Genomic DNA, 23,067 nt, shown 5'->3' with positions numbered 1-23,067 from the left:
TTGTGAACAGGTTCTGGAGAAAAGAATGAGTTTACGACAAAAAACGATCAGCGGCGCTAAATGGTCGGCTATCGCCACGATAGTGATTATCGGTCTGGGGTTAATTCAGATGACGGTGCTGGCGCGGATCATCGACAACCACCAGTTTGGCCTGTTGACCGTCTCGCTGGTGATTATCGCGCTGGCCGACACGATCTCGGACTTTGGCATCGCGAACTCGATTATCCAGCGTAAAACGATTGGGCATCTGGAGCTGACCACGCTTTACTGGCTAAACGTTGGGCTTGGGATTGTGGTATTTGCGGTGGTCTTTTGGCTGAGCGATGCGATTGCCCATGTTTTGCATAACCCGGATCTCGCGCCGTTAATCAAAACGTTGTCGCTGGCGTTTATCGTGATCCCTCACGGGCAGCAGTTCCGCGCTCTGATGCAAAAAGAGCTGGAGTTCAATAAGATCGGCATGATCGAAACGACCTCCGTGCTGGCGGGGTTCACCTTTACGGTGATTAGCGCCCATTACTGGCCGCTGGCGCTAACCGCGATTCTCGGCTATCTGGTGAACAGCGCGGTGCGAACGCTGCTGTTTGGTTTCTTTGGCCGCAAGATTTACCGTCCGGGGCTGCATTTTTCGCTGGCATCGGTGTCCACGAACCTGCGTTTTGGCGCGTGGCTGACGGCGGACAGTATCGTCAATTACATCAACACGAATTTATCGACGCTGGTACTGGCGAGAATTCTCGGCGCAAGCGTCGCCGGGGGATATAACCTCGCGTACAACGTGGCTGTTGTGCCGCCGGCGAAGCTTAACCCCATCATTACTCGCGTGCTATTTCCGGCATTCGCCAAAATCCAGGACGATACCGAGAAGCTGCGCGTCAACTTCTATAAGTTGCTTTCCGTGGTGGGAATTATCAATTTTCCCGCGCTGTTGGGCCTGATGGTAGTGGCGAACAATTTTGTGCCGTTAGTGTTTGGCGAGAAGTGGAACAGAATTATCCCGATCCTGCAATTGCTGTGCGTGGTGGGGCTGTTGCGCTCGGTCGGCAACCCGATTGGTTCGCTGCTGATGGCGAAAGCGCGCGTGGATATCAGCTTTAAGTTCAACGTCTTTAAAACGTTTCTGTTTATCCCGGCAATTCTCATTGGCGGCCATCTGGCGGGGGCGATTGGCGTGACGCTGGGGTTCCTGGTGGTGCAAATCATCAACACCATTCTGAGCTATTTCGTGATGATTAAGCCGGTACTCGGCTCCAGCTATCGTCAGTATATTCTCAGCCTGTGGCTACCGTTTTATCTCTCATTGCCAACATTTATTACCAGCTACGGCGCAGGAAAGCTGGTCGACGGTTATCTACCGTTGTCGGGGGTATTCGCACTACAGGTTATGGTCGGTATTTTGAGTTTTATTTTAATGATTATTTTTTCACGCAATGCGCTGGTGATGGAAATAAAAAATCAGCTTGTTGGCAGTGCAAAACTGAAAAAGTTATTACGTGTCGGATGACGGGGATATAAGAGGCTATTTATGAAATTATTAATTTTAGGCAACCACACATGCGGCAACCGTGGTGATAGCGCCATTATGCGCGGTTTGCTTGATGCCATCCGTCAACAGGCGCCAGAGGCGGAGATGGATGTGATGAGCCGTTTCCCGGTGAGTTCCGCCTGGTTGCAGGGGCGCCCGATTATTGCCGACCCGCTGTATCAGTTAAGCCAGAAACAGCAGGCGGCGGCAGGGCTTAACGGTCGGGTGAAAAAAGTATTACGCCGTCGTTTTCAGCATAAAATTTTATTGTCTAAAGTCGCCCAGGAAGGATCGCTGCGTAATTTTGCTATCGCGCCGGAATTTGCCGAATTCGCGCAATTTATTGCGCAGTATGACGCCGTCATTCAGGTGGGCGGTTCAAACTATGTCGACTTATACGGTTTGACTCACTTTGAATATCCGCTGTGCGCGTTTATGGCGAACAAACCAATTTATATGGTGGGACATAGCGTCGGCCCTTTCCAGAACCCTGACTTTAACCAGCTCGCCAATTATGTTTTTGGGCGCACCAGTGCGCTGATCCTGCGTGAAACCGTCAGCCGCGATCTGATGACCGCCGCGCAGATCGATACCCGGAAAGTGGAGCAGGGGGTGGATACCGCCTGGTTAGTCGAACGCCGTCACGACGAGTTTGTTGCCAGTTATGCTGTGCAGCACTGGCTGGACGTCACCGCGCGCCGCAAAACCGTCGCGATTACGTTGCGCGATCTGGAGCCGTTTGATAAACGCCTGGGCACCACTCAGCAGGCCTATGAGCAGGCATTTGCCCAGGTCGTGAATCGCCTGATTGCGGACGGTTATCAGGTACTGGCGCTGTCAACCTGCACCAGTATCGATCGCTATAACCGCGATGACCGGATGGTTGCGTTACGGATGGCGAAGTATGTAAACGACTCAGAGAATTTCCATATCGCGATGGACGAACTCAATGACGTGGAAATCGGAAAGATCCTCGCCTCCTGCGTACTGACCATCGGGACGCGCCTGCATTCCGCCATTATCTCCATGAATTTTGGCACACCCGCCATCGCCATTAATTATGAACATAAATCCGCCGGGATTATGCAGCAGCTAGGCCTGGCGGAATTGGCCATCGATATCCGTCACTTGCTGAACGGTTCATTACAAAGCGTGGTGGCCGATACGCTCAATCAATTGCCTGCGCTAAAGGCAAAAGTGGCTAACGCCGTCACCGAGGAGCGGGCGAAAGGGTTCACGATGATCAAATCTGTTCTCGACAGAATTCGGGAGGCGCAATGAAAGTCAGCTTTTTTCTGCTGAAATTTCCACTCTCATCGGAAACCTTTGTGCTGAATCAGATTACTGCGTTTATTGATATGGGCCATGAGGTGGAGATTGTCGCGTTACAAAAAGGCGATACCCAACATACTCACGCCGCCTGGGAGAAGTATGGCCTGGCGGCGAAAACCCGCTGGTTACAGGATGAGCCCCAGGGACGGCTGGCGAAACTGCGCTACCGGGCATGTAAAACGCTGCCGGGGCTGCATCGGGCGGCGACCTGGAAAGCGCTCAATTTTACCCGCTATGGCGATGAATCACGCAATTTGATCCTTTCCGCGATTTGCGCGCAGGTGAGCCAGCCTTTTGTGGCGGATGTGTTTATCGCACACTTTGGTCCGGCGGGCGTGACGGCGGCCAAACTACGCGAACTGGGCGTGCTTCGCGGCAAAATAGTGACTATTTTCCACGGGATTGATATTTCCAGCCGCGAAGTGCTCAGTCATTACACGCCGGAGTATCAGCAGTTGTTTCGTCGTGGCGATCTGATGCTGCCCATCAGCGAACTGTGGGCCGGTCGCCTGAAAAGTATGGGCTGTCCGCCGGAAAAGATTGCCGTTTCGCGCATGGGCGTCGACATGACGCGTTTTACCCATCGTTCGGTGAAAGCGCCAGGGATGCCTCTGGAGATGATTTCCGTCGCGCGCCTGACAGAAAAAAAAGGCCTGCATGTGGCGATTGAAGCCTGTCGGCAACTGAAAGCACAGGGCGTGGCGTTTCGCTACCACATTCTGGGGATTGGCCCGTGGGAACGTCGGCTGCGCACGCTCATCGAGCAGTATCAGCTAGAGGATGTCATTGAGATGCCGGGGTTTAAACCGAGCCATGAAGTGAAGGCGATGCTGGATGACGCCGATGTTTTTTTGCTGCCGTCGATTACCGGTACGGATGGCGATATGGAAGGTATTCCGGTAGCGCTGATGGAGGCGATGGCGGTGGGGATTCCCGTGGTGTCTACCGTGCATAGTGGTATTCCGGAACTGGTGGAGGCCGGCAAATCCGGCTGGCTGGTGCCGGAAAACGATGCGCAGGCGCTGGCGGCCCGACTCGCTGAGTTCAGCCGGATTGACCACGACACGCTGGAGTCGGTGATCACGCGCGCCCGTGAAAAAGTGGCGCAAGATTTTAATCAGCAGGCGATTAATCGCCAGCTAGCCAGCCTGCTACAAACGATATAAACGAGGTTGTATGCCCGTGAATAAGTTCTCCCGACGTACCCTCCTGACGGCAGGTTCCGCGCTTGCTGTTCTTCCTTTTCTGCGCGCCTTGCCGGTACAGGCGCGTGAACCTCGCCAGACTGTCGTTATTAAGGATTATCCGGCGGATGACGGTATCGCCTCGTTCAAACAGGCCTTCGGCGACGGACAGACTGTGGTCGTGCCGCTAGGATGGGTGTGTGAAAATATCAATGCGGCGATAACGATTCCGGCGGGAAAAACGCTGCGGGTACAGGGCGCGGTGCGTGGGAATGGCCGGGGACGGTTTATTTTGCAGGACGGGTGTCAGGTGGTGGGGGAGCAGGGCGGCAGTCTGCACAATGTGACGCTGGATGTTCGCGGGTCGGACTGTGTGATTAAAGGCGTGACGATGAGCGGCTTTGGCCCCGTCGCGCAAATTTTCATCGGCGGTAAGGAACCGCAGGTGATGCGTAATCTCATTATCGATGACATCACCGTTACCCACGCCAACTACGCCATTCTCCGCCAGGGATTTCATAACCAAATGGATGGCGCGCGGATTACGCATAGCCGCTTTAGCGATTTACAGGGGGACGCCATTGAGTGGAATGTCGCGATTCACGACCGCGACATCCTGATTTCCGATCATGTCATCGAACGCATTGATTGTACCAATGGCAAAATCAACTGGGGGATCGGCATCGGGCTGGCGGGTAGCACCTATGACAACAGTTATCCTGAAGACCAGGCAGTAAAAAACTTTGTGGTGGCCAATATTACCGGATCTGATTGCCGACAGCTTGTGCACGTAGAAAATGGCAAACATTTCGTCATTCGCAATGTCAAAGCCAAAAACATCACGCCCGATTTCAGTAAAAATGCGGGTATTGATAACGCAACGATCGCAATTTATGGCTGTGATAATTTCGTCATTGATAATATTGATATGACGAATAGTGCCGGGATGCTCATCGGCTATGGCGTCGTTAAAGGAAAATACCTGTCAATTCCGCAAAACTTTAAATTAAACGCTATTCGGTTGGATAATCGCCAGGTTGCTTATAAATTACGCGGCATTCAAATTTCCTCCGGCAACACCCCCTCTTTTGTCGTCATCACCAATGTACGGATGACGCGTGCTACGCTGGAACTGCATAATCAACCGCAGCACCTCTTTCTGCGTAATATCAACGTGATGCAAACTTCAGCGATTGGCCCGGCGTTAAAAATGCATTTCGATTTGCGTAAAGATGTCCGTGGTCAATTTATGGCCCGCCAGGACACGCTGCTTTCCCTCGCTAATGTTCATGCCATCAATGAAAACGGGCAGAGTTCCGTGGATATCGACAGGATTAATCACCAAACCGTGAATGTCGAAGCAGTGAATTTTTCGCTGCCGAAGCGGGGAGGGTAAGTACCGCTATTTTTACGAAAATTCCTGGGAAAAAGTTGTTCATACTTAATGTTATGGTGCCGACTAAGACGTAATGTAGAGCGTGCCATCATTATCCCTGGCAGCAGAGTAATTCATGCTGGCGAAAACAAGCTAAAGAGCTATAATTCAGCAACCATTTTACAGGTGGAAGAAACAATGATGAATTTGAAAGCAGTTATACCGGTAGCGGGTTTGGGTATGCATATGTTGCCTGCCACCAAGGCAATCCCAAAAGAGATGCTACCGATCGTCGACAAGCCAATGATTCAGTACATTGTCGATGAGATTGTGGCTGCAGGGATCAAAGAAATCGTGCTGGTGACTCACGCGTCTAAAAACGCCGTTGAGAACCACTTCGACACCTCTTATGAACTTGAATCACTTCTTGAGCAGCGCGTTAAGCGCCAGCTTTTGGCGGAAGTGCAATCTATCTGCCCACCGGGCGTGACGATTATGAACGTTCGCCAGGCGCAGCCGTTAGGGCTGGGGCACTCTATTCTGTGCGCGCGTCCGGTCGTGGGCGATAACCCTTTCATTGTGGTACTCCCGGATATTATTATCGATGATGCTACCGCCGATCCGCTGCGCTATAACCTTGCGGCGATGGTGGCGCGTTTCAATGAAACGGGTCGCAGCCAGGTGCTGGCGAAGCGCATGAAAGGTGATTTATCGGAGTATTCCGTTATCCAGACGAAAGAACCTCTGGATAATGAAGGCAAAGTCAGCCGGATTGTGGAGTTTATCGAAAAACCGGATCAGCCGCAGACGCTGGATTCCGATTTGATGGCGGTAGGCCGTTATGTGCTTTCAGCCGACATCTGGGCGGAACTGGAAAGAACCGAACCGGGCGCCTGGGGCCGCATCCAGCTCACCGATGCCATTGCTGAACTGGCGAAAAAACAGTCGGTTGACGCGATGCTAATGACGGGTGACAGCCATGACTGCGGTAAAAAAATGGGCTACATGCAGGCATTTGTGAAGTACGGGCTGCGCAACCTGAAAGAAGGAGCGAAGTTCCGTAAGAGCATAGAGCAGCTTTTGCATGAATAAGTATTAACAACCGTGATAAATGGTTGGTGATAAACATAATAACGGCAGTGAACATTCGAAGCGGCAAGTTGGCTGAAACGAGTGTTGACTGCCGTTTTAGTTTTGTATAAAGGGCTTAAGTAACAAGGGGTTATCTGGAGCATTTTAATGCTGATTTTATAAGATTAATCCTTGTTTCCGGATGCAATTAATAAGACAATTAGCGTTTAAGTTTTAGTGAGCTTTGCCCTGCTGGGCGAGGTTTGCAACAAGTCGATATGTACGCAGTGCACTGGTAGCTGATGAGCCAGGGGCGGTAGCGTGTGTAACGACTTGAGCAATTAATTTTTATTGGCAAATTAAATACCACATTAAATACGCCTTATGGAATAGAAAAGTGAAGATACTTATTACTGGCGGGGCAGGTTTTATTGGATCAGCTGTTGTTCGCCATATTATTAAGAATACACAGGACACTGTAGTTAATATTGATAAATTAACCTACGCCGGTAATCTTGAATCCCTTTCTGATATTTCTGAAAGTAATCGCTACAATTTTGAACACGCGGATATTTGTGATTCCGCTGAAATAACGCGTATTTTTGAGCAGTACCAGCCGGACGCGGTGATGCATTTGGCTGCGGAAAGTCATGTGGACCGTTCGATTACCGGGCCGGCAGCATTTATTGAAACCAATATCGTCGGCACCTATGTACTTCTTGAAGTTGCGCGTAAATACTGGTCGGCGCTTGGCGAAGATAAAAAAAATAATTTTCGTTTTCATCATATTTCCACTGATGAAGTTTACGGCGATTTACCGCATCCTGATGAAGTTGAAAACAGCATTATGCTGCCGTTATTTACTGAAACGACGGCATATGCGCCAAGTAGCCCCTATTCTGCGTCAAAAGCATCCAGCGATCATTTAGTCCGTGCCTGGCGGCGTACCTATGGTCTACCAACGATCGTTACCAATTGTTCTAATAACTATGGCCCTTATCACTTCCCTGAAAAACTGATTCCGTTGGTCATTTTGAACGCACTGGAAGGAAAGCCTTTGCCAATTTATGGCAAAGGGGATCAGATTCGCGATTGGCTATATGTAGAAGATCATGCTCGCGCGCTTCATATGGTAGTGACTGAAGGCAAGGCAGGGGAGACTTATAACATTGGTGGACACAATGAGAAGAAAAATCTCGATGTGGTATTTACCATCTGTGATCTGCTGGATGAGATTGTACCCAAAGCGACTTCTTATCGTGAACAAATCACTTATGTCGCGGATCGTCCGGGCCATGATCGTCGTTATGCCATTGATGCAGGTAAAATTAGCCGCGAATTAGGCTGGAAACCGCTGGAGACCTTTGAAAGCGGTATTCGTAAAACAGTGGAATGGTACCTTGCAAATACTCAATGGGTAAACAATGTTAAAAGTGGGGCGTATCAGAGTTGGATAGAACAGAACTATGAAGGACGCCAGTAATGAATATCTTACTTTTTGGTAAGACAGGGCAAGTAGGCTGGGAGTTACAACGTTCTCTGGCACCAGTGGGGAATCTGATTGCCCTGGATGTCCATTCAAAAGAGTTTTGCGGTGATTTTAGCAATCCGAAAGGCGTTGCCGAAACCGTTCGTAAGCTTCGTCCCGATGTGATTGTTAACGCAGCAGCCCATACTGCAGTAGATAAAGCAGAGTCTGAACCAGAACTGGCGCAGTTACTTAACGCCACCAGTGTGGAAGCCATCGCTAAAGCAGCCAACGAAACTGGCGCATGGGTAGTGCATTATTCAACCGATTATGTATTTCCTGGTACCGGCGATATCCCATGGCAGGAAACGGACGCTACGTCGCCGCTGAATGTCTATGGCAAGACCAAACTAGCGGGAGAAAAGGCCCTGCAGGATAACTGCCCTAAGCATCTTATCTTCCGCACCAGTTGGGTTTATGCAGGTAAGGGCAATAATTTCGCAAAGACAATGCTTCGTCTGGCGAAAGAGCGTCAGACACTTTCAGTCATCAACGATCAGTACGGTGCGCCGACCGGTGCGGAATTACTGGCTGACTGTACGGCGCATGCGATCCGTGTGGCGTTAAAGAATCCAGAAGTCGCAGGTCTTTACCATCTGGTTGCCGGGGGAACCACAACCTGGCATGACTACGCGGCCTTAGTCTTTGACGAGGCGCGCAAAGCAGGGATAACGCTTGCGCTGACTGAGCTTAATGCTGTGCCGACCAGCGCCTACCCGACGCCGGCGAGCAGACCAGGCAATTCGCGTCTCAATACTGAAAAGTTTCAGCGTAATTTTGACCTTATTCTGCCGCAATGGGAATTAGGAGTTAAGCGCATGCTGACTGAAATGTTTACGACGACAACCATCTGATAAATTTAAATGCCCATCAGGGCATTTTCTATGAATGAGAAATGGAAATGAAAACGCGTAAGGGCATTATTTTAGCGGGGGGCTCCGGCACCCGTCTTTATCCGGTGACCATGGCGGTAAGTAAGCAATTGCTACCAATTTATGATAAACCGATGATTTACTATCCCCTTTCCACGCTTATGCTGGCAGGCATTTGGGATATCCTGATCATCAGTACGCCACAGGACACGCCGCGTTTTCAACAACTGCTGGGAGACGGCAGCCAGTGGGGGCTGAATCTTCAATATAAAGTACAGCCAAGCCCGGATGGCTTAGCACAGGCGTTTATTATTGGTGAAGAGTTCATTGGTAATGATGATTGTGCATTAGTACTGGGTGACAATATCTTCTATGGTCATGATTTACCAAAGTTAATGGAAGCTGCCGTTAATAAAGAAAGTGGTGCTACCGTCTTTGCTTATCATGTAAACGATCCGGAGCGCTACGGTGTGGTTGAGTTTGACCAAAGTGGCACAGCCGTTAGTCTGGAGGAAAAACCGTTACAACCGAAGAGTAATTACGCGGTAACGGGGCTGTATTTTTATGATAATAGCGTGGTGGAGATGGCGAAAAATCTTAAGCCTTCCGCTCGCGGTGAGTTAGAAATCACGGATATTAACCGTATCTATATGGATCAGGGAAGATTGTCTGTCGCCATGATGGGGCGCGGTTATGCCTGGCTGGATACAGGGACGCATCAGAGTTTGATAGAGGCCAGTAATTTTATTGCAACCATCGAAGAACGCCAGGGGCTAAAAGTGTCCTGCCCGGAAGAGATCGCATTTCGTAAAAATTTTATAAATGCACAACAGGTTATAGAACTGGCCGGGCCATTATCAAAAAATGATTATGGCAAATATTTGCTGAAGATGGTGAAAGGTTTATAAGTGATGATTGTGATTAAAACAGCAATACCAGATGTCTTGATCTTAGAGCCTAAAGTTTTTGGCGATGAGAGGGGATTCTTTTTTGAAAGTTATAACCAGCAGACCTTTGAAGAGTTGATTGGACGTAAAGTTACATTTGTTCAAGATAATCATTCAAAATCCAAAAAGAACGTACTCAGAGGGCTACATTTTCAGAGAGGAGAAAATGCACAGGGGAAGTTAGTTCGTTGTGCTGTCGGTGAGGTTTTTGATGTTGCGGTCGATATCCGAAAAGAATCGCCTACTTTTGGTCAATGGGTTGGCGTAAATCTATCTGCTGAGAATAAGCGACAGCTTTGGATTCCAGAAGGTTTTGCTCATGGTTTTGTTACTCTTAGTGAGTATGCAGAGTTTCTGTACAAAGCAACTAATTATTACTCACCTTCATCGGAAGGTAGCATTTTATGGAATGATGAGACAATAGGTATTGAATGGCCTTTTTCTCAGCTGCCTGAGCTTTCAGCAAAAGATGCTGCAGCACCTTTACTGCATCAAGCCTTGTTAACAGAGTAAGCATCGTGTCTCATATTATTAAGATTTTTCCATCAAATATTGAATTTTCCGGTAGAGAGGATGAATCAATCCTCGATGCTGCGCTATCGGCTGGCATCCATCTTGAACATAGCTGCAAAGCGGGTGATTGTGGTATCTGTGAGTCCGATTTGTTGGCGGGAGAAGTTGTTGACTCCAAAGGTAATATTTTGGGACAGGGTGATAAAATACTAACCTGCTGCTGTAAACCTAAAACCGCCCTTGAGCTAAATGCGCATTTTTTTCCTGAACTAGCTGGACAGACAAAAAAAATTGTCCCATGCAAGGTAAATAGTGCTGTACTGGTTTCAGGCGATGTTATGACTTTGAAGTTACGCACACCACCAACAGCAAAAATTGGCTTCCTTCCAGGGCAGTATATCAATTTACATTATAAAGGTGTAACTCGCAGTTATTCTATCGCTAATAGTGATGAGTCGAATGGTATTGAGTTGCATGTAAGGAATGTTCCCAATGGTCAGATGAGTTCGCTCATTTTTGGGGAGTTACAAGAAAATACTCTTATGCGCATTGAAGGGCCTTGCGGAACATTTTTTATTCGTGAAAGTGACAGACCTATAATCTTCCTTGCAGGCGGTACTGGATTCGCTCCAGTTAAATCAATGGTTGAGCATCTCATTCAGGGAAAATGTCGTCGTGAGATCTACATTTACTGGGGAATGCAATATAGTAAAGATTTTTACTCTGCATTACCGCAGCAGTGGAGTGAACAGCACGACAACGTTCATTATATCCCTGTTGTTTCTGGTGATGATGCCGAATGGGGGGGAAGAAAGGGATTTGTCCATCATGCCGTGATGGATGATTTTGATTCTCTAGAGTTCTTCGATATATATGCATGTGGTTCACCTGTGATGATCGATGCCAGTAAAAAGGACTTTATGATGAAAAATCTCTCTGTAGAACATTTCTATTCTGATGCATTTACCGCATCTAAATAATATTGAGGATAATTTATGAAAGCGGTCATCCTGGCTGGTGGACTTGGTACCAGACTAAGTGAAGAAACAATTGTAAAACCAAAACCGATGGTAGAAATTGGTGGCAAGCCTATTCTTTGGCACATTATGAAAATGTATTCTGTGCATGGTATCAAGGATTTTATTATCTGCTGTGGTTATAAAGGATATGTGATTAAAGAATATTTTGCGAACTACTTCCTTCACATGTCAGATGTAACATTCCATATGGCTGAAAACCGTATGGAAGTTCACCATAAACGTGTTGAACCATGGAATGTCACATTGGTTGATACGGGTGATTCTTCAATGACTGGTGGTCGTCTGAAACGTGTTGCTGAATACGTAAAAGATGACGAGGCTTTCCTGTTTACTTATGGTGATGGCGTTGCCGACCTTGATATCAAAGCGACTATCGATTTCCATAAGGCTCACGGTAAGAAAGCGACTTTAACAGCTACTTTTCCACCAGGACGCTTTGGCGCATTAGATATCCAAGCTGGTCAGGTCCGGTCATTCCAGGAAAAACCGAAAGGCGATGGGGCAATGATCAATGGTGGTTTCTTTGTGTTGAATCCATCGGTTATCGATCTCATCGATAACGATGCAACAACCTGGGAACAAGAGCCATTAATGACATTGGCACAACAGGGGGAGTTAATGGCTTTTGAACACCCAGGTTTCTGGCAGCCGATGGATACCCTACGTGATAAAGTTTACCTCGAAGGGCTGTGGGAAAAAGGTAAAGCTCCGTGGAAAACCTGGGAGTAAGTAGATGATTGATAAAAATTTTTGGCAAGGTAAACGTGTATTCGTTACCGGCCATACTGGCTTTAAAGGAAGCTGGCTTTCGCTATGGCTGACTGAAATGGGTGCAATTGTAAAAGGCTATGCACTTGATGCGCCAACTGTTCCAAGTTTATTTGAGATAGTGCGTCTTAATGATCTTATGGAATCTCATATTGGCGACATTCGTGATTTTGAAAAGCTGCGCAATTCTATTGCAGAATTTAAGCCAGAAATTGTTTTCCATATGGCAGCCCAGCCTTTAGTGCGCCTATCTTATGAACAGCCAATCGAAACATACTCAACAAATGTTATGGGTACTGTCCATTTGCTTGAAGCAGTTAAGCAAGTAGGTAACATAAAGGCAGTCGTAAATATCACCAGTGATAAGTGCTACGACAATCGTGAGTGGGTGTGGGGCTATCGTGAGAACGAACCCATGGGAGGGTACGATCCATACTCTAATAGTAAAGGTTGTGCAGAATTAGTCGCGTCTGCATTCCGGAACTCATTCTTCAATCCTGCAAATTATGAGCAACATGGCGTTGGTTTGGCGTCTGTGAGGGCTGGTAATGTCATAGGCGGAGGCGATTGGGCTAAAGACCGTTTAATTCCCGATATTCTGCGCTCATTTGAAAATAACCAGCAGGTTATTATTCGAAACCCATATTCTATCCGTCCCTGGCAGCATGTACTGGAGCCTCTTTCTGGTTACATTGTGGTGGCGCAACGCTTATATACAGAAGGTGCTAAGTTTTCTGAAGGATGGAATTTCGGCCCGCGTGATGAAGATGCGAAGACGGTCGAATTTATTGTTGACAAGATGGTCACGCTTTGGGGTGATGATGCAAGCTGGTTACTGGATGGTGAGAATCATCCTCATGAGGCACATTACCTGAAACTGGATTGCTCTAAAGCAAATATGCAATTAGGATGGCATCCGCGTTGGGGATTGACTGAAACACTTGGTCGCATCGTAAAATGGCATAAAGCATGGATTCGCGGCGAAGATATGTTGATTTGTTCAAAGCGTGAAATCAGCGACTATATGTCTGCAACTACTCGTTAAGAAAATAAGTTTAAGGAATCAAAGTAATGACAGCAAATAACCTGCGTGAGCAAATCTCTCAGCTTGTCGCTCAGTATGCGAATGTGGCATTGAGCCCGAAACCTTTTGTTGCAGGTACAAGCGTTGTGCCTCCTTCCGGGAAGGTTATTGGTGCCAAAGAGTTACAATTGATGGTTGAGGCGTCTCTTGATGGATGGCTAACTACTGGTCGTTTCAATGATGCCTTTGAGAAAAAACTTGGGGAATTTATTGGGGTTCCTCATGTTTTAACGACTACATCTGGCTCTTCGGCAAACTTGCTGGCACTGACTGCGCTGACTTCCCCAAAATTAGGCGAGCGAGCTCTCAAACCTGGTGATGAGGTTATTACTGTCGCTGCTGGCTTCCCGACTACAGTTAACCCGGCGATCCAGAATGGTTTAATACCGGTATTCGTGGATGTTGATATCCCGACATATAATATCGATGCCTCTCTCATTGAAGCTGCAGTTACTGAGAAATCAAAAGCGATAATGATCGCTCATACACTCGGTAATGCATTTAACCTGAGTGAAGTTCGTCGGATTGCCGATAAATATAACTTATGGTTGATTGAAGACTGCTGTGATGCCCTTGGGACGACTTATGAAGGCCAGATGGTAGGTACCTTTGGTGACATCGGAACCGTTAGTTTTTATCCGGCTCACCATATCACAATGGGTGAAGGCGGTGCTGTATTCACCAAGTCAGGTGAACTGAAGAAAATTATTGAGTCGTTCCGTGACTGGGGCCGGGATTGTTATTGTGCGCCAGGATGCGATAACACCTGCGGTAAACGTTTTGGTCAGCAATTGGGATCACTTCCTCAAGGCTATGATCACAAATATACTTATTCCCACCTCGGATATAATCTCAAAATCACGGACATGCAGGCAGCATGTGGTCTGGCTCAGTTGGAGCGCGTAGAAGAGTTTGTAGAGCAGCGTAAAGCTAACTTTTCCTATCTGAAACAGGGCTTGCAATCTTGCACTGAATTCCTCGAATTACCAGAAGCAACAGAGAAATCAGATCCATCCTGGTTTGGCTTCCCTATCACCCTGAAAGAAACTAGCGGTGTTAACCGTGTCGAACTGGTGAAATTCCTTGATGAAGCAAAAATCGGTACACGTTTACTGTTTGCTGGAAATCTGATTCGCCAACCGTATTTTGCTAATGTGAAATATCGTGTAGTGGGTGAGTTGACAAATACCGACCGTATAATGAATCAAACGTTCTGGATTGGTATTTATCCAGGCTTGACTACAGAGCATTTAGATTATGTAGTTAGCAAGTTTGAAGAGTTCTTTGGTTTGAATTTCTAATTCAATTTATTCTATCTGGTGATTGCGATGACCTTTTTGAAAGAATATGTAATTGTCAGTGGGGCTTCCGGCTTTATTGGTAAGCATTTACTCGAAGCGCTAAAAAAATCGGGGATTTCAGTTGTCGCAATCACTCGAGATGTAATAAAAAATAATAGTAATGCATTAGCTAATGTTAGATGGTGCAGTTGGGATAATATCGAATTATTAGTCGAGGAGTTATCAATTGATTCTGCATTAATTGGTATCATTCATTTGGCAACAGAATATGGGCATAAAACATCATCTCTCATAAATATTGAAGATGCAAATGTTATAAAACCATTAAAGCTTCTTGATTTGGCAATAAAATATCGGGCGGATATCTTTTTAAATACAGATAGTTTTTTTGCCAAGAAAGATTTTAATTATCAACATATGCGGCCTTATATAATTACTAAAAGACACTTTGATGAAATTGGGCATTATTATGCTAATATGCATGACATTTCATTTGTAAACATGCGATTAGAGCATGTATATGGGCCTGGGGATGGTGAAAATAAATTTATTCCATACATTATCGACTGCTTAAATAAAAAACAGAGTTGCGTGAAATGTACAACAGGCGAACAGATAAGAGACTTTATTTTTGTAGATGATGTGGTAAATGCTTATTTAACTATATTAGAAAATAGAAAAGAAGTACCTTCATATACTGAGTATCAAGTTGGAACTGGTGCTGGGGTAAGTTTGAAAGATTTTCTGGTTTATTTGCAAAATACTATGATGCCAGGTTCATCGAGTATATTTGAATTTGGTGCGATAGAGCAAAGAGATAATGAAATAATGTTCTCTGTAGCAAATAATAAAAATTTAAAAGCAATGGGCTGGAAACCAAATTTCGATTATAAAAAAGGAATTGAAGAACTACTGAAACGGTTATGAGATTTTCATGATCTTTTAATAAATAAATCGTTAACAAATTAGTCGCGTTATGTTGTAAAAACTAAGTCGTTTAATTGCATAGTGAAAGTTCAATTGTTAAAAATTCCGAGTCATTTAATTGTTGCAGGTTCATCATGGTTATCCAAAATAATAATTGCCGGGGTGCAGTTAGCAAGTATTTCATATCTTATTTCTATACTAGGTGAAGAGAAATATGCAATCTTTAGTTTGTTAACTGGTTTATTAGTATGGTGTAGCGCTGTTGATTTTGGCATAGGTACAGGACTGCAAAATTATATATCAGAATGCAGAGCCAAAAACAAAAGTTATGATGCATATATTAAATCAGCATTACATCTAAGCTTTATAGCTATTATTTTTTTTATTGCTTTATTTTATATTTTTTCTGGGGTAATTTCCGCTAAATATCTTTCTTCTTTTCATGAGATATTACAGGACAAAACCAGAATGCTCTTTTTTACCTCATGTCTGGTTTTCAGTTCTATTGGAATCGGAGCTATTGCTTATAAAATACTTTTTGCCGAATTGGTCGGGTGGAAAGCTAATCTATTAAACGCATTATCTTATATGATAGGTATGCTCGGCTTGCTATATATATACTATAGGGGGATCTCAGTTGACATAAAATTATCACTAATAGTCCTGTATCTTCCAGTGGGTATGATTTCATTGTGCTATATTGTATATAGATACATAAAGCTTTATCATGTTAAAACAACAAAATCTCATTATATAGCAATTTTACGTAGATCTTCAGGGTTTTTTCTTTTTACTTTATTATCGATAGTGGTGCTTCAAACAGATTATATGGTCATTTCTCAAAGGCTAACTCCTGCTGATATTGTTCAATATACAGTAACGATGAAAATTTTTGGTTTAGTCTTTTTTATTTATACTGCTATTTTGCAAGCATTATGGCCTATATGTGCTGAATTGAGAGTCAAACAGCAATGGAAAAAACTTAACAAAATGATAGGTGTCAATATTTTGCTTGGCTCACTATATGTTGTTGGATGTACAATATTTATTTATTTATTTAAAGAACAGATATTTTCAGTAATAGCCAAAGATATTAATTATCAAGTTTCTATTTTATCTTTTTTGTTAATTGGCATATATTTCTGTATTCGCGTTTGGTGTGACACTTATGCAATGTTATTGCAAAGTATGAATTATTTAAAAATACTTTGGATATTAGTACCACTACAAGCAATAATTGGTGGAATAGCACAATGGTATTTTTCTAGTACGCTTGGAATCAGTGGAGTGCTGCTTGGCTTGATTATATCTTTTGCTTTAACTGTTTTTTGGGGGCTTCCACTAACTTACTTAATTAAGGCAAATAAGGGATAATCATATGCTTATATCATTTTGTATTCCAACTTATAATAGAAAAGAATATCTTGAAGAGTTGTTGAATAGTATAAATAATCAGGAAAAATTTAATTTAGATATTGAGATATGTATATCAGATAATGCCTCTACTGATGGTACAGAGGAAATGATTGATGTTTGGAGGAACAATTATAATTTCCCAATAATATATCGGCGTAATAGCGTTAACCTTGGGCCAGATAGGAATTTTCTTGCTTCAGTATCCCTTGCGAATGGGGATTATTGTTGGATATTTGGCAGTGATGATGCTCTTGCGAAAGACTCGTTGGCGATATTACAAACTTATCTCGATTCTCAAGCAGATATATATTTATGTGACAGAAAAGAGACCGGGTGTGATTTAGTTGAAATTAGAAATCCTCATCGTTCTTGGCTCAGAACAGATGATGAACTTTATGTGTTTAATAATAATTTAGATAGGGAAATCTATCTCAGTAGATGCTTATCTATTGGTGGTGTATTTAGCTATCTAAGTTCTTTAATAGTAAAAAAAGAACGATGGGATGCCATTGATTTTGATGCGTCCTATATTGGTACTTCCTATCCTCATGTATTTATCATGATGAGCGTATTTAATACGCCAGGGTGCCTTTTGCATTATATATCAAAACCACTCGTAATATGCCGAGGAGATAATGATAGTTTCGAGAAGAAAGGAAAGGCCAGACGAATTTTAATTGATTTTATTGCATATTTAAAATTAGCTAATGATTTTTACAGTAAAAATATATCTTTAAAACGAGCATTTGAAAATGTTTTGCTAAAAGAGAGACCATGGTTATATACAACTTTGGCTATGGCATGTTATGGCAATAGTGATGAAAAAAGAGATTTATCTGAATTTTATGCAAAGCTAGGTTGTAATAAAAATATGATTAACACTGTACTTCGATTTGGGAAACTAGCATATGCAGTGAAAAATATTACCGTGCTTAAGAATTTTACTAAACGGATAATTAAGTAGTAGTAAGTTATTATATTGAGATTAAATGTAGATTTAACCTTTCTGGATTCAGCTAGATTTACGTTACTGACTTTTCTTTTTAATGAAAAATCATATTTGATATATATAAATAAATTTGGATAGCTTAACTACTTAGATGTTTTTTTTCTGGGAATGTTAGTATAATAATATATTTCTTTATGATTGTTTTTGTAGTGTTTTACTGCCGGTATTACATTAACTCTATTATTAAGAATTACACCTAGTGTAAGCTTCGTAATATTATTTATCCTTATGATTATTGCTTTAAAGATGCGTATGGAAAAACGGAGAGCTATTCAATGATCGTAAACCTATCACGTTTAGGTAAAAGTGGTACGGGAATGTGGCAATACTCGATTAAATTTTTAACGGCACTGCGAGAAATAGCTGATGTTGACGCAATAATCTGTAGCAAGGTACACGCTGATTATTTTGAAAAGCTCGGTTATGCAGTAGTTACTGTTCCGAATATTGTTAGCAACACATCAAAAACATCGCGACTTAGACCATTAGTATGGTATGTATATAGTTACTGGCTTGCGCTGAGGGTTTTAATTAAGTTTGGTAATAAAAAATTGGTGTGTACTACACATCACACTATCCCCTTACTGAGAAACCAAACGATAACCGTACATGATATAAGACCTTTTTATTATCCAGATAGTTTTATTCAGAAAGTGTATTTTCGCTTTTTATTAAAAATGTCCGTTAAGCGATGTAAGCATGTTTTAACGGTATCTTATACCGTTAAAGATAGCATTGCTAAAACTTATAATGTAGATAGTGAGAAAATATCAGTAATTTATAATAGTGTTAATAAATCTGATTTTATACAAAAAAAAGAAAAAGAGAATTACTTTTTAGCTGTTGGTGCAAGTTGGCCACATAAAAATATTCATTCATTCATAAAAAATAAAAAAGTTTGGTCTGACTCTTATAATTTAATTATTGTATGTGGTCGTACTGACTATGCAATGTCTCTCCAACAAATGGTCGTTGATCTGGAGCTAAAAGATAAAGTGACTTTTTTACATGAAGTCTCATTTAATGAATTAAAGATTTTATATTCTAAAGCCTACGCGCTTGTTTATCCATCTATTGATGAGGGTTTTGGTATACCTCCTATTGAAGCGATGGCATCAAATACTCCAGTTATAGTGTCCGATATACCAGTATTTCATGAAGTGTTAACCAATGGTGCATTATATGTGAATCCGGATGATGAAAAAAGCTGGCAGAGTGCAATTAAAAATATAGAGCAGTTGCCTGATGCAATTTCCCGATTTAACAACTATGTCGCACGGTATGACTTTGATAATATGAAGCAGATGGTTGGCAATTGGTTGGCGGAATCAAAATAAATGAAAATAACATTAATTATTCCCACATATAATGCAGGGTCGCTTTGGCCTAATGTTCTGGATGCGATTAAGCAGCAAACTATATATCCGGATAAATTGATTGTTATAGACTCAGGTTCTAAAGATGAAACGGTTCCGTTAGCCTCAGACCTGAAAAATATATCAATATTTAATATTGACTCTAAAGATTTTAATCATGGAGGAACCAGAAATTTAGCAGTTGCAAAAACTCTGGACGCTGATGTTATAATTTTTCTAACGCAAGATGCAATTCTCGCGGATTCGGATGCAATTAAAAATTTGGTTTATTATTTTTCAGATCCATTGATAGCAGCGGTTTGTGGTAGACAACTTCCTCATAAAGATGCTAATCCCCTTGCAGTGCATGCCAGAAATTTTAATTATAGTTCAAAATCTATTGTTAAAAGTAAGGCAGATATAGAAAAATTGGGTATTAAAACTGTATTTATGTCCAATTCTTTTGCTGCCTATCGCCGTTCCGTTTTTGAAGAGTTAAGTGGGTTTCCTGAACATACAATTCTTGCCGAGGATATGTTTATGGCGGCTAAGATGATTCAGGCGGGTTATAAGATCGCCTACTGCGCTGAAGCGGTGGTAAGACACTCCCATAATTATACCCCGCGAGAAGAGTTTCAACGATATTTTGATACTGGTGTATTTCATGCTTGTTCTCCGTGGATTCAGCGTGACTTTGGCGGAGCCGGTGGTGAGGGTTTCCGCTTCGTAAAATCAGAGATTCAATTCCTGCTTAAAAATGCACCGTTCTGGATTCCAAGAGCTTTATTAACAACCTTTGCTAAATTCTTGGGTTACAAATTAGGCAAGCATTGGCAATCTTTACCGTTGTCTACATGTCGCTATTTTAGCATGTACAAGAGTTATTGGAATAATATCCAATATTCTTCGTCAAAAGAGATAAAATAAATGTCTTTTCTTCCCGTAATTATGGCTGGCGGCACAGGTAGCCGTTTATGGCCGCTTTCACGCGAATATCATCCGAAGCAGTTTCTAAGCGTTGAAGGTAAACTATCAATGCTGCAAAATACTATAAAGCGATTAGCTTCACTTTCTACAGAAGAACCCGTTGTCATTTGCAATGACAGACACCGTTTCTTAGTCGCTGAACAACTCCGTGAAATTGACAAGTTAGCAAATAATATTATTCTCGAACCGGTAGGCCGTAATACTGCACCAGCGATCGCTCTTGCCGCGTTTTGTGCGCTCCAGAATGCTGATAATGCTGATCCTCTTTTGTTGGTTCTTGCTGCAGATCATGTGATTCAGGATGAAATAGCTTTTACGAAAGCTGTCAGACATGCTGAAGAATACGCTGCAAATGGTAAGCTTGTAACTTTTGGTATTGTTCCAACGCATGCTGAAACGGGTTATGGATATATTCGTCGTGGTGAGTTGATAGGAAATGACGCTTATGCAGTGGCTGAATTTGTGGAGAAACCGGATATCGATACCGCCGGTGACTATTTCAAATCAGGGAAATATTACTGGAATAGCGGTATGTTTTTATTTCGTGCAAGCTCTTATTTAAACGAATTAAAGTATTTATCACCTGAAATTTATAAAGCTTGTGAAAAGGCGGTAGGACATATAAATCCCGATCTTGATTTTATTCGTATTGATAAAGAAGAGTTTATGTCATGCCCGAGTGATTCTATCGATTATGCAGTTATGGAGCACACACAGCATGCGGTGGTGATACCAATGAGCACTGGCTGGTCGGATGTGGGTTCCTGGTCCTCACTTTGGGATATATCGAATAAAGATCATCAGAGAAATGTTTTAAAAGGAGATATCTTCGCACATGCTTGTAATGATAATTACATTTATTCCGAAGATATGTTTATAAGTGCGATTGGTGTAAGCAATCTTGTCATTGTTCAAACAACAGACGCTTTACTGGTGGCTAATAAAGATACAGTACAAGATGTTAAAAAAATTGTCGATTATTTAAAACGGAATGATAGGAACGAATATAAACAACATCAAGAAGTTTTCCGCCCCTGGGGAAAATATAATGTGATTGATAGCGGCAAAAATTACCTCGTTCGATGTATCACTGTTAAGCCGGGTGAGAAATTTGTGGCGCAGATGCATCACCACCGGGCTGAGCATTGGATAGTATTATCCGGGACTGCTCGTGTTACAAAGGGAGAGCAGATTTATATGGTTTCTGAAAATGAATCAACATTTATTCCTCCGAATACTATTCACGCGCTGGAAAATCCTGGAATGATCCCCCTGAAGTTAATTGAGATTCAATCAGGTACCTATCTTGGTGAGGATGATATTATTCGTTTAGAACAACGTTCTGGATTTTCGAAGGAGTGGACTAATGAACGTAGTTAATAATAGCCGTGATGTTATTTATTCATCAGGTATTGTGTTTGGAACGAGTGGGGCTCGCGGTCTTGTAAAAGATTTTACACCTCAGGTATGTGCTGCTTTTACGGTTTCATTTATTGCCGTTATGCAGGAACATTTTTCCTTTGATACCGTAGCATTGGCAATAGATAATCGTCCAAGTAGTTATGGGATGGCTCAGGCGTGTGCTGCTGCATTGGCGGATAAAGGCGTTAACTGTATTTTTTATGGAGTGGTACCAACCCCAGCTTTGGCCTTTCAGTCTATGTCTGACAATATGCCTGCGATAATGGTTACGGGAAGTCATATTCCATTCGAGCGGAACGGCCTCAAGTTTTATCGTCCTGATGGTGAAATCACGAAACATGATGAGGCTGCGATCCTTAGTGTTGAAGATACGTGCAGCCATTTAGAGCTTAAAGAACTCATAGTTTCAGAAATGGCTGCTGTTAATTATATATCTCGTTATACATCTTTATTTTCTACTCCATTCCTGAAAAATAAGCGTATTGGTATTTACGAACATTCAAGCGCTGGGCGTGATCTTTATAAGCCTTTATTTATTGCATTGGGGGCTGAAGTCGTTAGCTTGGGTAGAAGCGATAATTTTGTACCTATAGATACAGAGGCTGTAAGCAAAGAGGATCGGGAAAAAGCTCGCTCATGGGCTAAAGAGTTCGATTTAGATGCCATATTCTCGACAGATGGGGATGGTGATCGCCCTCTTATTGCTGATGAGGCCGGTGAGTGGCTAAGAGGCGATATACTAGGTCTATTATGTTCACTTGCATTGGATGCAGAAGCCGTCGCTATTCCTGTTAGTTGTAACAGCATAATTTCTTCTGGCCGCTTTTTTAAACATGTTAAGCTTACAAAAATTGGCTCGCCTTATGTTATCGAAGCTTTTAATGAATTATCGCGGAGTTATAGTCGTATTGTCGGTTTTGAAGCCAATGGCGGTTTTTTATTAGGAAGCGACATCTGTATTAACGAGCAGAATCTTCATGCCTTACCAACTCGTGATGCTGTATTACCAGCAATAATGCTGCTTTACAAAAGTAGGAATACCAGCATTAGCGCTTTAGTCAATGAACTCCCAACTCGTTACACCCATTCTGACAGATTACAGGGGATTACAACTGATAAAAGTCAATCCTTAATTAGTATGGGCAGAGAAAATCTGAGCAACCTCTTAAGCTATATTGGTTTGGAGAATGAAGGTGCAATTTCTACAGATATGACAGATGGTATGCGAATTACTTTACGTGATGGATGTATTGTGCATTTGCGCGCTTCTGGTAATGCACCTGAGTTACGCTGCTATGCAGAAGCTAATTTATTAAATAGAGCTCAGGATCTTGTAAATACAACGCTTGCTAATATTAAAAAACGATGCTTGCTGTAAAAAAATTGAATGTTATTTACTTAATATGCCTAT

Annotated in this window: 19 protein-coding genes and 1 pseudogene; all 20 read left to right on the top strand. The window is 43.0% G+C overall.

What is annotated here, in order from left to right; all coding sequences use genetic code 11:
* The first annotated feature begins 25 nt into the window (after positions 1–25).
* On the top strand, positions 26–1,504 hold the full coding sequence (wzxC, locus tag ACFK9X_RS15165; RefSeq protein ID WP_151116909.1) for a colanic acid undecaprenyl disphosphate flippase WzxC: 1,479 nt from the start codon (positions 26–28) through the stop codon (positions 1,502–1,504).
* Between the two features lie 21 nt (positions 1,505–1,525).
* Positions 1,526–2,806: a colanic acid biosynthesis pyruvyl transferase WcaK gene (gene wcaK / locus ACFK9X_RS15160; RefSeq protein WP_000770904.1), complete on the top strand. Its 1,281-nt coding sequence runs from the start codon at positions 1,526–1,528 to the stop codon at positions 2,804–2,806.
* Positions 2,803–4,023 (top strand): colanic acid biosynthesis glycosyltransferase WcaL, encoded by a 1,221-nt coding sequence (gene wcaL, locus ACFK9X_RS15155; protein WP_151116907.1) that lies wholly within the window; start codon positions 2,803–2,805, stop codon positions 4,021–4,023. Before wcaK ends, wcaL begins: the two co-directional genes overlap by 4 nt.
* 10 nt (positions 4,024–4,033) lie before the next feature.
* A complete protein-coding gene (wcaM, locus tag ACFK9X_RS15150; protein WP_151116905.1) occupies positions 4,034–5,437 on the top strand; it encodes a colanic acid biosynthesis protein WcaM in 1,404 nt (467 codons plus the stop codon).
* Between the two features lie 177 nt (positions 5,438–5,614).
* Positions 5,615–6,508, top strand: a complete 894-nt coding sequence (galF, locus tag ACFK9X_RS15145; RefSeq protein WP_151116903.1) for a GalU regulator GalF — start codon at positions 5,615–5,617, stop codon at positions 6,506–6,508.
* A gap of 376 nt (positions 6,509–6,884) precedes the next feature.
* Entirely contained in the window at positions 6,885–7,970 is a 1,086-nt protein-coding gene (gene rfbB / locus ACFK9X_RS15140) for a dTDP-glucose 4,6-dehydratase (protein ID WP_024158618.1), read from the top strand.
* Positions 7,970–8,869 carry a dTDP-4-dehydrorhamnose reductase gene (gene rfbD / locus ACFK9X_RS15135; protein WP_001023661.1) on the top strand — a complete coding sequence of 300 codons (900 nt, stop codon included), beginning with the start codon at positions 7,970–7,972 and terminating at the stop codon, positions 8,867–8,869. Before rfbB ends, rfbD begins: the two co-directional genes overlap by 1 nt.
* A gap of 47 nt (positions 8,870–8,916) precedes the next feature.
* The gene (gene rfbA / locus ACFK9X_RS15130; protein ID WP_151116901.1) at positions 8,917–9,795 is read left to right on the top strand and encodes a glucose-1-phosphate thymidylyltransferase RfbA; all 879 of its coding nucleotides are present in this window, start codon (positions 8,917–8,919) and stop codon (positions 9,793–9,795) included.
* On the top strand, positions 9,796–10,347 hold the full coding sequence (rfbC, locus tag ACFK9X_RS15125; protein WP_000973709.1) for a dTDP-4-dehydrorhamnose 3,5-epimerase: 552 nt from the start codon (positions 9,796–9,798) through the stop codon (positions 10,345–10,347).
* Between the two features lie 5 nt (positions 10,348–10,352).
* Positions 10,353–11,346 (top strand): annotated as a pseudogene (locus tag ACFK9X_RS15120) (CDP-6-deoxy-delta-3,4-glucoseen reductase).
* Positions 11,343–12,116, top strand: coding sequence for a glucose-1-phosphate cytidylyltransferase (gene rfbF / locus ACFK9X_RS15115; protein ID WP_000648783.1), 774 nt, complete (start codon positions 11,343–11,345; stop codon positions 12,114–12,116). Before ACFK9X_RS15120 ends, rfbF begins: the two are co-directional and overlap by 4 nt.
* 4 nt (positions 12,117–12,120) lie before the next feature.
* The gene (gene rfbG / locus ACFK9X_RS15110) at positions 12,121–13,200 is read left to right on the top strand and encodes a CDP-glucose 4,6-dehydratase (RefSeq protein ID WP_000565903.1); all 1,080 of its coding nucleotides are present in this window, start codon (positions 12,121–12,123) and stop codon (positions 13,198–13,200) included.
* A 26-nt stretch (positions 13,201–13,226) separates the two neighbouring features.
* Positions 13,227–14,540: a lipopolysaccharide biosynthesis protein RfbH gene (gene rfbH / locus ACFK9X_RS15105; RefSeq protein ID WP_151116897.1), complete on the top strand. Its 1,314-nt coding sequence runs from the start codon at positions 13,227–13,229 to the stop codon at positions 14,538–14,540.
* Between the two features lie 27 nt (positions 14,541–14,567).
* Positions 14,568–15,467: a CDP-abequose synthase gene (locus tag ACFK9X_RS15100; protein ID WP_000143399.1), complete on the top strand. Its 900-nt coding sequence runs from the start codon at positions 14,568–14,570 to the stop codon at positions 15,465–15,467.
* A gap of 81 nt (positions 15,468–15,548) precedes the next feature.
* Positions 15,549–16,841, top strand: a complete 1,293-nt coding sequence (locus tag ACFK9X_RS15095; protein WP_151116895.1) for an MATE family efflux transporter — start codon at positions 15,549–15,551, stop codon at positions 16,839–16,841.
* Between the two features lie 4 nt (positions 16,842–16,845).
* The gene (gene rfbV / locus ACFK9X_RS15090) at positions 16,846–17,847 is read left to right on the top strand and encodes an abequosyltransferase RfbV (RefSeq protein ID WP_000908622.1); all 1,002 of its coding nucleotides are present in this window, start codon (positions 16,846–16,848) and stop codon (positions 17,845–17,847) included.
* A gap of 320 nt (positions 17,848–18,167) precedes the next feature.
* The gene (locus tag ACFK9X_RS15085; RefSeq protein WP_001521643.1) at positions 18,168–19,229 is read left to right on the top strand and encodes a glycosyltransferase family 1 protein; all 1,062 of its coding nucleotides are present in this window, start codon (positions 18,168–18,170) and stop codon (positions 19,227–19,229) included.
* On the top strand, positions 19,230–20,174 hold the full coding sequence (gene rfbN / locus ACFK9X_RS15080) for an O antigen biosynthesis rhamnosyltransferase RfbN (RefSeq protein ID WP_151116893.1): 945 nt from the start codon (positions 19,230–19,232) through the stop codon (positions 20,172–20,174).
* On the top strand, positions 20,175–21,614 hold the full coding sequence (locus tag ACFK9X_RS15075) for a mannose-1-phosphate guanylyltransferase/mannose-6-phosphate isomerase (RefSeq protein WP_151116892.1): 1,440 nt from the start codon (positions 20,175–20,177) through the stop codon (positions 21,612–21,614). It begins immediately after the preceding gene.
* Positions 21,601–23,034 carry an O-antigen biosynthesis phosphomannomutase RfbK gene (rfbK, locus tag ACFK9X_RS15070; protein ID WP_151116890.1) on the top strand — a complete coding sequence of 478 codons (1,434 nt, stop codon included), beginning with the start codon at positions 21,601–21,603 and terminating at the stop codon, positions 23,032–23,034. Before ACFK9X_RS15075 ends, rfbK begins: the two co-directional genes overlap by 14 nt.
* The last annotated feature ends 33 nt before the right edge of the window (positions 23,035–23,067 follow it).

The sequence above is a fragment of the Salmonella sp. WC3 genome (assembly GCF_042932255.1).
GTDB classification, from domain to species: domain Bacteria; phylum Pseudomonadota; class Gammaproteobacteria; order Enterobacterales; family Enterobacteriaceae; genus Salmonella; species Salmonella enterica.
Note: the sequence above shows the minus strand (reverse complement) of the source record. Positions and strands in the feature narration are given on the sequence as shown.